Origin of the sequence: Streptomyces kebangsaanensis (assembly GCF_001906585.1) — a bacterium.
GTDB lineage: Bacteria > Actinomycetota > Actinomycetes > Streptomycetales > Streptomycetaceae > Streptomyces > Streptomyces kebangsaanensis.
In genome coordinates this window covers 33,358-47,676 of sequence record NZ_JUJA01000037.1, presented here as the reverse complement: position 1 = coordinate 47,676, position 14,319 = coordinate 33,358, and the positions used below count along the sequence as shown (strand labels likewise).

The 14,319-nt window shown below is 70.2% G+C and carries 14 protein-coding genes and 4 pseudogenes; 9 read left to right on the top strand and 9 right to left on the bottom strand.

What is annotated here, in order from left to right; translation table 11 throughout:
• Both RH94_RS42435 and RH94_RS04905 read right to left on the bottom strand, forming a co-directional pair.
• Positions 1 to 376, bottom strand: a 376-nt coding sequence (locus RH94_RS42435; protein ID WP_234425542.1) for an ATP-binding cassette domain-containing protein, incomplete at its 3' end; no start/stop codon positions are given.
• Positions 373 to 609 (bottom strand): hypothetical protein, encoded by a 237-nt coding sequence (locus RH94_RS04905; RefSeq protein WP_073946416.1) that lies wholly within the window; start codon positions 607 to 609, stop codon positions 373 to 375. The genes RH94_RS04905 and RH94_RS42435, both read right to left, overlap by 4 nt.
• 206 nt (positions 610 to 815) lie before the next feature.
• On the opposite strand from RH94_RS04905, the gene RH94_RS04900 reads away from it, so the two are divergent.
• Positions 816 to 2,150 carry a sensor histidine kinase gene (locus RH94_RS04900; RefSeq protein ID WP_079188897.1) on the top strand — a complete coding sequence of 445 codons (1,335 nt, stop codon included), beginning with the start codon at positions 816 to 818 and terminating at the stop codon, positions 2,148 to 2,150.
• The gene (locus tag RH94_RS04895) at positions 2,138 to 2,797 is read left to right on the top strand and encodes a response regulator transcription factor (RefSeq protein ID WP_073946415.1); all 660 of its coding nucleotides are present in this window, start codon (positions 2,138 to 2,140) and stop codon (positions 2,795 to 2,797) included. The genes RH94_RS04900 and RH94_RS04895 overlap by 13 nt, the downstream gene beginning before the upstream one ends.
• Positions 2,798 to 2,928: 131 nt before the next feature.
• On the opposite strand, the gene RH94_RS04890 is transcribed toward RH94_RS04895, so the two are convergent.
• The 3 genes and pseudogenes from RH94_RS04890 to RH94_RS04880 form a co-directional block, all read right to left on the bottom strand.
• Positions 2,929 to 4,680: an NlpC/P60 family protein gene (locus RH94_RS04890; protein WP_073946426.1), complete on the bottom strand. Its 1,752-nt coding sequence runs from the start codon at positions 4,678 to 4,680 to the stop codon at positions 2,929 to 2,931.
• Between the two features lie 67 nt (positions 4,681 to 4,747).
• Positions 4,748 to 4,954 (bottom strand): DUF397 domain-containing protein, encoded by a 207-nt coding sequence (locus RH94_RS04885; RefSeq protein WP_073946414.1) that lies wholly within the window; start codon positions 4,952 to 4,954, stop codon positions 4,748 to 4,750.
• Positions 4,951 to 5,256 (bottom strand): annotated as a pseudogene (locus tag RH94_RS04880) (Scr1 family TA system antitoxin-like transcriptional regulator); the annotation flags it as partial. The gene RH94_RS04885 and the pseudogene RH94_RS04880, both read right to left, overlap by 4 nt.
• 12 nt (positions 5,257 to 5,268) lie before the next feature.
• Between RH94_RS04880 and RH94_RS42430 the strand changes: the two are divergent.
• Positions 5,269 to 5,562 (top strand): annotated as a pseudogene (locus RH94_RS42430) (transposase); the annotation flags it as partial.
• Here the strand turns inward: RH94_RS42430 and RH94_RS46580 are convergent.
• Positions 5,554 to 5,985, bottom strand: a complete 432-nt coding sequence (locus RH94_RS46580; protein WP_407697258.1) for a DUF5959 family protein — start codon at positions 5,983 to 5,985, stop codon at positions 5,554 to 5,556. The pseudogene RH94_RS42430 and the gene RH94_RS46580 overlap by 9 nt on opposite strands.
• On the opposite strand from RH94_RS46580, the gene RH94_RS04870 reads away from it, so the two are divergent.
• Positions 5,984 to 6,721, top strand: a complete 738-nt coding sequence (locus tag RH94_RS04870) for a VOC family protein (RefSeq protein WP_073946413.1) — start codon at positions 5,984 to 5,986, stop codon at positions 6,719 to 6,721. The two genes, RH94_RS46580 and RH94_RS04870, sit on opposite strands and share 2 nt — an antisense overlap.
• 53 nt (positions 6,722 to 6,774) lie before the next feature.
• On the opposite strand, the pseudogene RH94_RS04865 reads toward RH94_RS04870, so the two are convergent.
• Positions 6,775 to 6,873 (bottom strand): annotated as a pseudogene (locus RH94_RS04865) (oxidoreductase); the annotation flags it as partial.
• Between the two features lie 671 nt (positions 6,874 to 7,544).
• Between RH94_RS04865 and RH94_RS04860 the strand changes: the two are divergent.
• A complete protein-coding gene (locus RH94_RS04860) occupies positions 7,545 to 8,339 on the top strand; it encodes a hypothetical protein (protein ID WP_073946412.1) in 795 nt (264 codons plus the stop codon).
• A gap of 8 nt (positions 8,340 to 8,347) precedes the next feature.
• Entirely contained in the window at positions 8,348 to 9,742 is a 1,395-nt protein-coding gene (locus RH94_RS04855) for an outer membrane protein assembly factor BamB family protein (RefSeq protein ID WP_143203953.1), read from the top strand.
• 388 nt (positions 9,743 to 10,130) lie between these two features.
• Here the strand turns inward: RH94_RS04855 and RH94_RS04850 are convergent, their stop codons facing one another.
• Complete coding sequence (locus RH94_RS04850) at positions 10,131 to 11,681, bottom strand: FG-GAP-like repeat-containing protein (protein ID WP_073946410.1); 1,551 nt, start codon at positions 11,679 to 11,681, stop codon at positions 10,131 to 10,133.
• A 507-nt stretch (positions 11,682 to 12,188) separates the two neighbouring features.
• Here RH94_RS04850 and RH94_RS46065 point away from each other — a divergent pair.
• Both RH94_RS46065 and RH94_RS04845 read left to right on the top strand, forming a co-directional pair.
• Positions 12,189 to 12,317 carry a hypothetical protein gene (locus RH94_RS46065; protein WP_267893337.1) on the top strand — a complete coding sequence of 43 codons (129 nt, stop codon included), beginning with the start codon at positions 12,189 to 12,191 and terminating at the stop codon, positions 12,315 to 12,317.
• 122 nt (positions 12,318 to 12,439) lie between these two features.
• Complete coding sequence (locus tag RH94_RS04845) at positions 12,440 to 13,315, top strand: fructosamine kinase family protein (protein WP_073946424.1); 876 nt, start codon at positions 12,440 to 12,442, stop codon at positions 13,313 to 13,315.
• Positions 13,316 to 13,360: 45 nt separating this feature from the next.
• Here RH94_RS04845 and RH94_RS04840 read toward each other — a convergent pair whose 3' ends face one another.
• Positions 13,361 to 13,744 (bottom strand): VOC family protein, encoded by a 384-nt coding sequence (locus tag RH94_RS04840; protein ID WP_073946409.1) that lies wholly within the window; start codon positions 13,742 to 13,744, stop codon positions 13,361 to 13,363.
• A gap of 348 nt (positions 13,745 to 14,092) precedes the next feature.
• On the opposite strand from RH94_RS04840, the pseudogene RH94_RS42425 reads away from it, so the two are divergent.
• A pseudogene (locus RH94_RS42425) lies at positions 14,093 to 14,319 on the top strand (deoxyxylulose-5-phosphate synthase); the annotation flags it as partial.

The window sequence follows — 14,319 nt, the reverse complement described above, 5'->3', positions numbered from 1 at the left end:
CCCGCCGGACCAGCGTGCCCAGCCAGGCGTGGTCCGGGGTGCGGCCCGCCAGCCGCAGCGGCAGCGTGATGTTGTCCTCGACGCTGAGCGACGGGATCAGGTTGTACGCCTGGAAGACGAAGCCGACGCGTTCGCGGCGCAGTTCGGTCCTCCGGGTCTCGTTCAGTCCACCGATTTCCCGGCCGTCGATGCGGATGCTCCCGGACGTCGGGGAGTCCAGCCCGGCGGCGCAGTGCATCAACGTGCTCTTGCCGGAGCCGGACGGCCCCATCACGGCGAGGAACGTGCCGCGTTCCACGGTCAGGGACACGTCGTCCAGGGCGCGTACGCCTCCCGCGTACTCCTTGCCGACGTGGGTCAGGGCAATCGCACTCATCGACGGCCCCGCAGGCTGCGCACGACGAGGGTGCCGCCGCAGAGCACGGTGACCGCACCGCAGACCAGGTGCACCCAGGTGTCGGCACCGCCGTACGAGGCGGCCATATTGGCGACGGCACTCATCACGACCACGATCCACAACAGTGAGCGGAGAACGTCCCCCCGGGTGAGACCGGGCGACGGGGACGGCCGGTCGGACCGGGTGAGGCGGTAGGGGTCGGGGTGCGGCATGGGGCTCCTCCGTCGATGGCGGGCGGTGTTCCGCTGTCGACGCCGACACTATGGACCGGCAGCCCCGCCGGCCGATCCCGCAGTCCGCCCAGCCCGGGTACAGCAGGCTGTACTTCCCGCCCTCCCGGGCTGACGGCGGGCATGTGCACGCCCTAGGGTCGTCGGCGCAGAGATCCGGAGGAACGGACGCGAAGAACGGAGAGCGGATGGCCATCCACCGGAAGGCTCCGGCGGCCCACCAGGACGGGTACGCCACGGCCCGCCGGGGCACGGATCCGGGCCTCGAGGACGGTGCCGAAGGGCCCTTGAGCGCGGCCGGCGCCGCCCTCGCCCAGCTCGCGTCCGGTCTCAACACCGCCCTGCCCGCCCTGCTCGTCCTGCTCGGGGTGGCCGTCGCCGCCGTGACGAGCCTGATCGGGGTCGGACTGTTGCTGGCACCCGCCGTGCTGCAAGCGCTGCACGCCCTGGCCGGACGGGAACGCGTGCGGCTCAGCCGCTGGGGCCCCGAAGTCATCGGCCCGCAGGCCCCGCCGACGCGGCTGCGGCTCGCCCTCGTCGATCCCACCACCCGGCGGGAACTGAGCTGGCTGGTCCGGCACGCCACCCTGGGGTGCCTGCTGGGGCTGATCGGCGTCTGCCTGCCGATCGCCGCCGTCCGCGACACCGCCTTCCCGCTGTACTGGCGGCTCGTACCCAAGGACACGACCGCCACCTCCCTGGGCCTGGGTACCGCGCACTCCTGGCCGGGCGCGCTGGCCGTGGCGCTGCTGGGTGTGGGCTGGATCGTCATCATCCTCGGGCTCACGCCCGGCATGGCGCGTTTGCAGGCCCGGCCGGGACGGAGCCTCCTGGTGGCCGGCCCGGACGTCGATCTCTCCCTGCGCGTGGCGGAGTTGACGGCCACGCGCGCTGCGGCGCTGGACGCCCACGCCGCCGAACTGCGCCGCATCGAGCGGTCGCTGCACGACGGCACGCAGAACCGCATCGTCAGCGTCACCGTGCTGCTCGGCGCGGCCCGTCGCATGGTGGCCCGCGACCCGGCCGGTGCCGACGAACTCCTCGAGCGCGCCCAGTCCGCCGCCGAACAGGCTCTCGCCGAACTGCGGTCGGTCTCCCGGAGCATCCTGCCCCCGGTCCTGGACGACCGGGGCCTGGCCGGCGCGCTCTCCGGGCTCGCCGCCCACTGCGCGGTGCCGTGCCGGGTCGACGTCGACGTACCCGAGCGGTGTGCCGCCTCCGTCGAAACGACCGCCTACTTCGTCGTGGCCGAGGCCCTGACCAACGTCGCCAAGCACAGCGGTGCCCGGCACGCCACCGTCACGGCCCGCAGCCGCGGCGGCCGGTTGCGGCTGCGCGTCGAGGACGACGGCTGCGGGGGTGCCGAAGATGCCTGTCGGGGGGAGGACCCCGGGGGAGGGAACGGCGGCTCCGGGCTCACCGGCATGCGGCGTCGGGTCGCCGCGCACGACGGTAGCCTCTCCCTGACCAGCCCCCCGGGCGGCCCGACGACCCTTCAGGTGGAACTGCCATGCGGATCGTGATAGCCGAGGACAACCCGTTGCTGCGGGAGGGCCTCGCCCTGCTGCTGCGCGCCGAAGGGCTCGACGTGGTGGCCACCGCGAGTACCCCCGACGGAGCGCTCGCCGCCATCGACGCCCACCGGCCCGACGTCGCCATCCTCGACGTGCGGATGCCGCCGACCCACACCGACGAAGGTGTCCGGGCGGCCGTCGAGGCCCGGCGCCGGCGACCGGACCTGGCCGTCCTCGTGCTCTCCGCCTACGTCGAGCAGAGCTTCGCCACCGAACTGCTCGGCAGCGGTGTGGGGGGAATCGGCTACCTGCTCAAGGAACGGGTCGGACGGGTCGAGGAGTTCCTGGACGCGCTGCGGCGGGTGGCGGGCGGGGGCACCGCCATCGACCCGGAGGTCGTCGCACAGCTGTTCACCCGTTCCCGCAAGGACCCCCGCCTGGAGCGGCTCAGCCCCCGTGAGCGGGACGTACTCGGCCTCATGGCCGAAGGGCTGGGCAACACGGCCATCGCCGAGCGGCTCGTCGTCACCGAGGGCGCCGTCCACAAGCACATCCGCAGCATCTTTGCCAAGCTCGACCTGTCCCCCGCCGACCGGGTGGACCGACGGGTCGCCGCCGTCCTGCGTTACCTGGGGCAGGAACGGCGACTGGTGTGACTGCGGGGGATCCCGCCGATCCGCTCCCGTCGCGGCCCGCGCCGCCGGCGGCGCGGACGCGGGACCTGGTGCAGGTGCGCACCGTGTGGAGCGGACCCTCGACGCCGGCCGTCCCGGCGGGGGACACCGCCTCAGATACGGCGCACCGAGTGCAGCGACACGGCGTAGAGGCCCGTGCCGTCGAGCAGCGAGGAGCCGCCCATGTCGGACATGGTGGGCCCGTTGATCGTCTTGCGGCTGGACAGGAAGCGGCGCTTGCCGGCCGCGTCCCGCCCGAGGTAGATCCCGACGTGGTCGACCGTGCCGGTCTGCTGGTCCCCGTCGTCCCCGGAGTCGGCGTTGAACAGCACGAGATCACCGGGCTGGAGCAGGGCGGCGGCCGGCGGACGGGTGCCGTCGGTCCGGTCGATGAGCACACCGGGCGTGTGGTCGGCCATGTCACGGGACTGGCGCGGTATCCGGTTCCCGGACGTGTCCGCCTTCGCGGCCATGGGCACGCCCATGTGGTAGCCGTAGACCATGCGCGTGTAGCCGGAGCAGTCGAGGTTCCCGGCATCCCGGCTCGACGCACCGGTGTAGGCGCCGTCGGGGAAGGTCCAGCCGATGTTCATGTACTCGTGGAAGTCGGCGCCCACCATGCGGTACCCCTGTGAGTTCAGGTAGCCGTAACCCGACTCGCCCAGCACCTGCTTGCCCTTCGCCGGTCCGTCCCCGGCGATGACCGCGGGGGCGCCGGGAAGGAACATCGCCGCGTACGCGAGCGCGTCCGGCACGGTGGATCCGGCCCAGCCGCGGATCGTCTGCTCCAGCCCGGCCGTCCAGGTGCCGTCGAACGGCTCCGGCAGCACTCGCACCCAGTCGCCGTGGGTGACGCTCGGAGGGGTGTGCCAGTTGGCGGCGCTCACCTCGAACCGGCTCACGTGCAGGGTGACCGGCAGGTTCGTGCAGCCGCTGTTGGCCAGGGCGCGCAGACCCACCCGGCCCTTGCCGAACTCCGAGTCCTTGACGTCGAAGTCCCACGTCGTCGGCTGGGCGGTGTCGGAACGCCATGCCCTGGCCCGGATCCGTGAGCCCTCGCGGCGCACCCGGATCGTCCACTTCGTGTTCGCCGGATTGCTCGTCGTCAGCGTGAGCGCCGAGGCCAGCTGGGTGACGGTGTCACCGACCTCCTTCTCGATCCGGAACTGGACCGCACCGCTGGTCGTGAAGGACAGTCGGGCCCGGTAGTTGTTGTGGCTGTCCTGGTAGCCGAAGGTCAGCCCGTACGAACAGGCGTCGCCGGCGGGCACCTTGTCGAACCGGGCCTCGGACCGCACGTCGACGTCGGTGATCTCGTCGTCCCGCAGGTTGGCGTGCCGGCTGACACCCGAGGTGGTGAGGGTGATCAGGCCGGTGCCCGGCACGACCGAGTAACTGGCGGGGCTGGAGGGGAGCGTGTTCCAGCTGCCGCCGCCCGGCGAGCTCCCCCAGCCCGTCAGCGTGCGATCGAAGTCGTCCACGAAGGGCCGCTTGTTCTCGGCGAACGTTCTTCGCGGGCCCGGCAGGAGGACGGTCCGGGTGCCGCGGGTCAGCAGCGCGACCCGTCTGCCGCCCGAGGTGACCTCCGTGCGGGCCGGGCTTCCGGGCAGCACGGAGGTGGTGAGCGGGGAGGTCAGCGTCACCGGCGTGAAATAGGAGGCGTCCAGCGGAGGCAGAGTCACCGAGGAGGGGGCCGAGGTCAGGCCGACCGGTGCCGGGAGGGGGTCGACCGGTGCCGGGAGGGGATCGGCGGAGGCGAGGGCGGTGGCGGCGCGGGCCGGAGCCGCGGCCAGGCCGGCGAGCGGAACGGAAGCGGCAGAGGCGGCGAAGGCGGCGAACAGGCCGCGACGAGAAGGATGGATCATGGAATCCATGATCCCCAACGCGCCGCGGCCGGACACATTGAACTCGTCAATTCCTCTGCAAGACTGACTACTTCGTCGCCAGCGCCACGAATGCCGCCCACTCGCCCCGGCCGACCCGCAGCACCGGCCCACCACCCGCAGCCTTCGAGTCCCGTACGTACACGGCGTCCAGGTTGGCGGCCACCTCCACGCAGTCACCGCCGTCCGATCCGCTGTAACTGCTCTTGAACCAGCGCAGCCCGTCCACGTTCTCGGCAACCTGCTCCACGCTCATGTCTCTCCAACCATCCGCTCGATGAGTCGCGCAGACTCCTCGACGTTCAAGGCCTGCGATCGCAGCTTGCCATATCGCAAGGCGAAGGCACTGACCTCTGCGGGCTCCGAGACGACGCACCCGACGCCTTGGGACTCGAAGTAGCCAAGGTGCTTGTGCTCGTGCGTCTCCACCACCACGAACGGACCGTTCTTGCCAGGATGGAACCCCCGCCCGGCAGGCATGACCTGGATCTCCACGTTGCGCAACGCGCCTACCTCCAGCAGCCGTTGCCACTGTTCGCGCATCACCTCTGGGCTACCGGTGAGCGCGAGCGCGGCCGGTCCCGGCGCCGCCCCGACGTCGTGCTCGGTGACCGCGGCTACGACCACGACAAGTACCGCCGCCTCGTCCGCGCGCTCGGAGTGAAGCCACTGATCGCGCGACGCGGCACCGAACACGGCTCCGGACTCGGCGCTCAACGCCGGGTTGTCGAGCGAGCCTTCGCCCACCTGCACTGGTTCCACCGCCTCCGGATCCGCTGGGAGATCCGCGACGACATCCACGAAGCCTTCCTCACCCTGGGATGCGCACTCATCTGCTGGCGGCGGCTTGTCTCCCTACGCTGACAGCATCGGAACCCAGTAATTCGTCATCTGCTGCAAACGCTGCCGGTGGTCAGCAATCCGGTCGTCCGGAGGAACGAGCGGCACCCACACGGTGACCATGGATCCCGACTCCTCCTCTACGACCACCTTGGGACAGTCGCGCTCGCCAGCGAGCTGGATGAAGACGGACCGATACTCATCTCGGCCCGCCCGTGGCCTGTGCGGGCCGAGTCGGCCGGTCAGGGGCGCGGGGCTTGAGCAGCATCCGATTGAGTTCGGGCTCCATGCCACTGGCCGGTCGGATGCAGGCGGCGTGGTCGGGTCTGGCCTTCGTTCACAAGGACTCGCACAGTCTCGACGAGGGCGACCATGGTCAGTACCGGGCCGAGCACATGTCTGATCGCGGCGGCCCGGGCCGGCGGCAGCTTCTAGGATCTGCGGCATGGCAACAAGACTCGTGCAGATCAATATGAAGGCTCGGGACGACTCCGTGCTCGGCCGGTTCTGGGCGGAGGCACTCGGTTGGGGTGTCGACAGCGAGGGACCCGGCGTGACCAACCTCGAACCCGTGGGTTTCGCCTACCCCGACCCCGTGGCCGTCTGTATCGACATCGTCGCCCGCCCGGAACCCAAAACGGTGAAGAACCGGGTGCACCTTGATCTGGCCACCGCCTCGACCGCCCATCAGGCGGAGTTGGTCGCGCGCTTGAAGGCTCTCGGTGCGACGCTCGCCGACGTGGGTCAGGGCGACGTCCCCTGGACGGTCATGGCCGACCCGGAGGGCAACGAGTTCTGCGTCCTGGAGCCCCGCCCGACCTACCGGGACACCGGGCCGATCGCCGCTGTGGTGGTCGACTGCACCGACCCACGATCGATGGCCCGGTTCTGGGGCGAGGCGATGGACTGGACGCTGTACGAGGTCACCGACGACCACGCGACCATGCGCTCCGCCAAGGGCGTCGGCCCCTACCTGGAGTTCCTCCGCACCCCCGACACCAAGAGCGTGTGGAACCGCGTCCACCTCGACGTCTGCCCCTACCCCGGTGACGACCTGGCAGTAGAGGAAGCCCGGCTGCGCGCCCTGGGCGCCACCGACCCTGGTATCGACCAGTCCGCAATCTCCTGGACGGTTCTGGCCGACCCGGAAGGCAACGAGTTCTGCCTCCTCACCCCTCGCTGACCTTGAGCAACGGCTCCGGCCGTTTGCGGGTCAGCGGCGAAGACCGCGTGGCGTCAGTGCATGCCGCCGGAGACGGGGATGGTGTCCCCGGTGATCCAGCGCGCGTCATTGGACGCCAGGAAGGCCACGAGCGGGACGTAGTCGTCGGCGGTGCCCGTACGGCCCCGCCTCTACGGCGCTACGCGCTGGCTTTCGGCCGTCATGGACAGTCCGCCCCGCCCCTGGAACTGGCTGTCCATCGGGCACCCCATGGCTGGGGAGATCCATCGAGCAGGTGCGGGGTGATTCCCGATCAGGGTGGCCGTTTTCAACGAGCCTCATCAAGATGAGCTCCCTCGGAGCGATGTCGCCCATAGCTGCCCCTTCATCGGCGAGTACCGGGAGATCGTCGCCGCGATGGGCCAGGCAATCAGCGAGGCCACCGACGCCTCCACCCGTACCTGCAGGGTGCCGTGGTGGCGGCGTGCGCGTGGCTCCTCTCGCGCTGGTGACTCAACGTGACCTGGCTGTAACGTAGTTCGCCTGGAGTGCTGTCGAGGGTGAGCTGGACGGAGTTGGTTCGGGTATGGCTGACGAATCTGCCGCAACGTCTTCCTCCCCGGAGGGGCGTGACCAGCCGCCGGGCGGGGAGACCTCCGCCGGAAGCCGGCCGGCGGTGGCCGGGCAGTCGGACCCGGAGCGGCAGAGTGCTCCCACGCAGCCGCAGGCGCCGATTCCTTCGGATGGCTCGGCCCCGCGGGGTGGGGGGAGCCAGAGGGCCACGACCCCGGCGGGCGCTCCGCAGGAACAGCCTCAGGGTGCTGTTCACCCGGAGGAAAGAGGCATGCGCGGGCAAATCGGCCCGGCCCTGTTGGGTGCGGCACTGGCAGCCGTAGGTGTGGTGACGGCTGCGCTGTTCACCCCGCTTGGCCAGGAGATGACGTCCTGGGTGAGCGACAAGTTCGGCTGGGGAAAGACGGAAGGGCAGGTCACTGCCCTTCCGCTCCTGGATCCGTGCGAACAGGACTGGGTCATGCCGGCGAAGGAGAGGGACGAGGCGGACGCCGCATACCGGAAGGACGCGGAGAACGCTTGGAAGGAAGAGGGTCTGGTGTCGTGGCTCAAGGCGCACGACGCCATTGCGCTGAAGACGAGCACGGTGGACATCGATGTGTCGACGGACTCGCAGGAGAACGCCGTGCTCCACGACGTACGCATCAAGGTCACTGATCGCAAGGAAAGTCCCGAGCTGGCCGCGTTCCAGCCGGAGTGCGGTGGTCCCGGCTACTACTACTCCTTCGGTGTGCCGTTGCATGAGCTGCCCGTCGGGCGGTCGGTATCCGTGAGGGAGATGGCGAGGCGATGGCCCGACTTGGTGGTGCTTCCCAGCGAAGAGACAGGTGCCGATGCGAGCGCGGCCGAGGTCACTGAACGTGCCCGTCCCTTGACGCTTCCCATGACGATGTCGGTCGAGGACATTGCGAAACTGCGCATCAAGGCTTTCACCGACAAAGGGCTCTGTCAGTGGGAGATCCAGTTGGTCTGGGCGGTGGCCGGCGACGAGGAGAGACACACGGAGACGATCGACTTCGAGGGCGAACCGTTCAGGACCGCCGCGCTGCCCGAGACCAGGGGGTGACGTGCCCAATGAACCTCGGGTTGCAGCCGGTGGAGCACCGTGACCTCCTGCCCGTGCAAGGGCTGTCGCGTCGCCGACTGCTCTCTTCGGTGCTCGCGCTTGTCCCGGCTGCCCTGGCGGCTGGCTGCACCGGTGACGCGGAGGACGGGCGCGGAGGCGACGACCCGTTCCGCCTGCCGGCACCATCACGCTCTGTCGGACAGCATGCCGCAGGCTGGCCGGTCCGTGTGAAGGCGGGCTCTTCGCCCCCAGTGCTCGCAGGAGACACCCTCTACTGCGCCGAATACGGCGGGCAGATTCGCGCCTTCGACGGCATCACCGGGCGCGAAAAGTGGCGTGTGCCGCCGACGGACGAACTGGCCGGGCTGGACGACGTGGTGCAGGACACGCCTCTGGTGGCCGACGGGGTGGTCGTCGTGGGCCGTAGCAGCGCGTCACCTCAGGCGAGCGCGGTTGTCGCCCTCGACGCCGACCAGGGGTCCGAGCTGTGGTCCGTTTCCGTGAGCGGCGGTCTCAATGTGGTCAGGCAGGGCCGCCAGGTGATCTACGCCGAGAACCTGCCGAGGAAGGAAGGCCGGTTCCGATCCGGGAGCATGATCCGCGCGGTCGACCTTGAAACCGGTGAGATCCTCTGGAAGAACCGGAGCCCTTCGGTGAGCCACCTCTTCGCCGACGAAGCGGCGGTGTACGCGGTGTACTTGGGAGGCGAGGACCACGGTGTTCGGGCGCTCCGGCTCAAGGACGGACAGGAGGTTTGGCGCCGGACGGTGGCCGTGACCGATCCCAGCGCTGTCCGGCTGGCGGACGGTGTCATCGTCGCGGCTCACTCGGATCCCGAAGGCTCCGCGGCGCTGGTCAAGGCCCTGCGGGCGTCGAGCGGAGAGGTTGCCTGGCAGCACGAGTACCACACCTTTACAGCCGCCCCGGTGATGGACGGGGAGGGGCGCGTCCTCGTCTCGCCGGACAGGACCGTCCAGGCACTCGACGCCCAGACCGGGGTCCGAATCTGGTCCTATCGTTCATCGAACGACACGCTCTACAGCCTCCTGGAGCACGACGGCGTCGTGATCTGCGGAGAGTACGAGCAGCCGTCGCCGAAGGCGAAGGCCACGGGGATCAGGATCAACCTGCTGGACAGCGGGAAGGGGAAGCGGAAAGCCTTTTGGGAGGGCGACTACACCGGCGCCGAAATTCTGCTGGCCGCCTCCGGGCTGGCATACGTGCGCCTGTACGTGGAGGAGGGGATGGAGCTCGCCTGCCTCGACATCGGCTCGGGGAAGCAGTTGTGGAAGTCCCCGGCTGAAGGCGGGGCGGTACTCGCCGCAGGGCACGGTGCCCTCTATGTGTTCGGGGCGGAACTCGACCGGCTGAATCCTCGGACGGGCAAGAGGCTCGACGACTGAGCTTTGTTTCAACTTGAAGTTCCTGGCGTGAGCTGGCCATCGGGAACTCGCGCTGGTCGCGGCCGGGTGTCTCCGGTGTGGACCGACTGGCAAGGGGCGACTGCGTGATTGGTTATGCCGTGCCGGCTTCCCAACGCCTGGAGAGCGCCGCATCCGCACTGGGAAGGGATACACGGGACAGGGCGCCCCGCCGTCATCACAAGGAGCCATCTCCTTCGGGCCGTCGCGGGCGGCGGCCTCCCTGGCGCCGGACACCAGCCGACTGCTGACGCATACGGGCGGACGACAGGCCGCCACGCGTCCGACTGCGAACCCGTGACGAAGCACCGCATGCCCCGGCCGCGCGGCCGGGGCATGCGGTGTCGTCGCTCCATGACAGCCGTACCGCCTAGTCGTCGATCGCCGCCCCGTACAGCGCGTCCGTCGGCAGGCCGCCGAACGCGCTCAGGCTGTAGCTCCAGGAGCCGGAGGTGGTCAGGCCCGCGCTGCCCGCGGAGAACACCCAGACGTAGCCGTCGTTCGTGTTCTCACCGGGTGCCGAGACGAGCAGGCCGAAGCGGCCGTCGCGGTTCGGGTCGGTGAAGGAGACCTGGCCGCCGAACTTGTCGCCCTTCTCGACGGTGCCCGGGACGTTCTTGGTGCCCTGGTGCACGGACAGTGCGCCGGTGGACGTCATGCCCTTGGCCGAGCCACGCAGGACCGTGACGGCGCCCGCGTCGGCGACGGCGCCGATGTCCTCGCCCGCGACACCGATCGCCACGTCCGCGTATCCGTCGCGGTTGCTGTCGCCAACGGAGAGGTCGGTGCCGAAGCCGTCGCCCCGCTCGCTCGTGCCCGGCACGCCCGCCGAGTTCTGGGTCCACCACACGGGAGGGGTGCCCGGCCCCTCCCGGCCGACGGGCCCGCGCGCACTGCCGTAGTAGACGCCGACCATTCCGCCGGTCATGTTCTCGCCGCCGTCGTCCGGGCTGTGCGGCTCGCCGGTGACCAGGTCGTCGTAGCCGTCGCGGTTGATGTCGCCGGACGCGACGACCGGGCCGCCGCGCACCGCGGTGATCGGCAGCGGCTCCTCGTTCGACGCGGTGCCGGGCAGGATGTACGACCAGCCGTAGCCCGGCTCGCCGCCCACGCTGGTGCCGGAGACGACCAGGTCGGCGAAGCCGTTGTTGTCGTAGTCGCCCGTGGTCATCGACCTGGGCCGGATGCCCGGCGCGTTGGCGGCGGAGGCCTTGCCGAGCGTCTTCCGCGGAGGCGAGGTGAGCGTGGTGCGCGACTTCTGCACCGGCCGCCGCGCCTGCGCGTCCGTGCTCTTGGCGGCGGGCCGGGGAGCAGGCTCGAAGGTGTAGATCGTCAGCCCGACCGAGTCCATGACGGCGAGGGAGTCGCCGGGAGTGGTGTCGTCGAAGCGGGCCGCGGCGAGCGAGGCGCCGAACCTGCCGCCCGGGGTGAGGCTGTCGGACTGCAGCCAGTTGCTGGCCGATCCGGTGAGGCCCTTCGGCGTGCCCCACAGGACGACCGCGGCGCCCGCGTCGGCGACGGTGCCGATGTCCTCGCCGGGGATGCCGATGATCGCATCGTCGTAGCCGTCGCCGTCGAGGTCGCCGGTGGCCAGCGACTTGCCGAAGCCGTCCCCGGTCTCGGCGGCGCCGGGGACGCCCGCGGAGTTCTGGCTGAAGGCCTTGGCCCTGGTCGTGCCGATGCCCTTGGGGCCGCCGTACTGCACGGTGACCATGCCGGCGCCCTTGTGCCCGCCGACCTTCGCCCCGGGGGCGCCGATGAGCACGTCGTCGTATCCGTCGCCGTTGAAGTCGGTGTTGCGGTCGTTGGCGTGTGTTCCGCCGGGTGTTCCGGCGTAGGCGCTCGGAGCGGTGGCGATGACCGCGCCCGTCACGAGGAGAAACGATGCCGCCGCGACGGCGGCCGAGCGGTGCATGCGCATGAGCGGCTCCTTGGCTCAGATACGACCGGCTGGCTCGGGGGCGCGGGGGGTGTCCGGACAGGTCCGGTTCCTGTGTCCGGTGCCGTGTTTGACACCGCATGAGGAGGAAGGGTTGTACAGGAGACATGTCTCTTTTGCTGAAGAAGATCACCTCTTTTTCGAAGAAGATCGTCTCGGGTTGGGTGCCCGGGGTGAGGACAGCCCGCGTGCCCCGTACCGCCTTGGAGCTCTCACGCCCTTCTGTCCCCTGAGTCGCCGCCCCGCCCACCATCCACGGCTACGCTCGTCACCCGCACGCACCGGGGCCACGTCCAATGCGACCCGCAGGAGCGAGGGGACGACGTGTGGCCCGTGCAACACCCGTACAAGTCCCCACCTTCCGATTCTTATGGGCGTACCCCCGACGGAGGTCGTCGACCGGCGGACGGAAGGGGGACGGAAGGCAGGGGCGGCCGGTCTCCGGAACCGTGAGCAGCAGCGGGAAAGGCGCAGCCCGGTGAGCAGGGCATGGCGACCTGCAAGACCTGGCTGCTGCTGCGCAAGCTCCGGTGCGGCACCACCCGCATCACCGACCTGGTCAAGGCCGTCCTCGCCTTGGAGCTGACTGCCGCAGCCATGGCTCGAACGCACACATGACCTGCGTGCGTGAAATGCGCCCTGTCGTGAACTTGCCAAAGGTCCGTTCTGTGTCGCTTCGGCGAGATGCGTTTCTGCTGGAGCCGACGGAACCACCGGGCCGTGATATAGCGTGCATGCTCATGTCGATTCCGTCCCTGCTTCTGGACCGGCTGCGCCGGGCCGGGCTGAGCGATGCGGTGTCGGTGACCCCGGCCGAGGGGGGAGTGGCTGCCCTCGCGGGTATCGCGACGCGCTGCGAGGGGCCACCCGTGTTCGTGAAGGCCTTTCGCGAGACGCCTTCTGGCGGTCTGTTCGCGGCGGAAGCCGAAGGGCTTCGCGTGCTCCGCGAGCTGGGCGGGGCCGCCACCCCGGAGGTGGTGTTCGCGGGCCGGGATGTGCTGGTGCTGTCCGTTCTGCAGCCGCGTCCGGCCCGGGAGGACTTCTGGGAACGGCTCGCCCACACCCTCGCGCGGCTGCACACCACCACCGTGCACGACCGCTTCGGCTGGTCCCGCGACAACTGGCTGGGGCGCTGCCGGCAGGACAACACCTGGGACACCGACGGTCATGCCTTCTTCGCCCGGCGCCGCCTGCTGCGCTGGCTGCCGGAGCCCCGGGTGCGGGCGGCGCTGGACGAACGGGACCGGAGAGCGCTGGAGCGACTGTGCGAGCTGCTGCCCGAGCTGTTGCCTCCCCGGCCTGCCTGCCTGACCCACGGCGACCTGTGGGCGCACAACATCCTCGCCACCCGGGACGGGCAGCCCGCTCTGATCGACCCGGCGGTCTCCTATATGTGGGCCGAAGTGGACCTGGCCCATCTGTGGTGTTCGCCGCACCCGCCCGAAGCGGATCGGTTCTTCGCGCGGTACGCGGAGCTGACCGGGCTCGACGACGACTGGCCCGCCAGGATGCCGATCATCCAGTTGCGGCAGCACCTGGCCGTCATCGCCCAGTACGAGCACGACTGGGGTGCGGCGGACCAGGTCCGTGCCACGCTCAGGCCGTTCCGTTCGTAGTCACCGGGTCCGGGGCGGATGTGTCCGCCCACAGGATGAACATGGTCAGAGGGGCTGGAGCCGGGCGTGCAGGAGGCAGAATTCGTTGCCTTCCGGGTCGGCCAGGACGTGCCAGTTCTCGGCGCCGGTCTGGCCGACGTCGACGGGCTTGGCGCCGAGAGCGAGCAGCCGCTCCAACTCGTCGTCCCGGTCGCGGTCGGTGGGGTTGACGTCGATGTGCAGCGGGAGCTTCCCGGTCCGCGGGTTGCTGCTGGGGCTGAGGACGAGGGTGGGCTGCGGGCCGCCGAAGCCGGTGTCGGGCGGCCCGATCTCGATACTTCCGTCGTCCTCCCGGCCGAGTTCGACGTAGCCGAGGACCTCGCTCCAGAATGCGGCGAGCCGGTCGGGGTCGGCGCAGTCGAGGACCAGCTCACTGATGCGGCATGCCATCCCGGGAGTGTACGTGGACCCTTCCGAGGGGCGGAAGGAAAGGTGCGCACTGTCCGGTATCTCGGCGGGTTGTGGTGGCCAAACGACGGGCTGTGCCGAAGACGGTGGCGCGATCCACTCGGGGCTGGCAGGCCACCGTCGGACAGATGTCGAGTTCCTCGGGCCACCAGGTGGGATCCGGCAGCAGAGGCAGCCGGTGAGCCCGGTCGAACGGGATCGCCTGACCGAGCACCTCCTCGCGGTCGGGGAGAGGAGTCCCGGCGGGCAGTATGGGCATCGCGGCGCTCCTGAGAGTCCAGGTCCGAAATCCCGTCGAGTCCGGCAATGTTGGGAGTTTGGTCCGGCGGCATGGGCCACGGGAGGACTTCCTGTGTCCGCCTGCCGTGCCGGGCTTCGTACAAGAAGCCGTACGACGGGGACTGGCCGCAACGGCTCTGCCCCCGCTGTGCGGAGCCGATGATCCACGTCGGGTCCGCCTTCGCGCCGCCCCGGCGCCGGGACACCGCGGCCTGGCGGACCCTGTCCGTCCTGCTCCACGCGGACGTCTGCTTCCACAAGAGCTGTTGCGGCGGGCC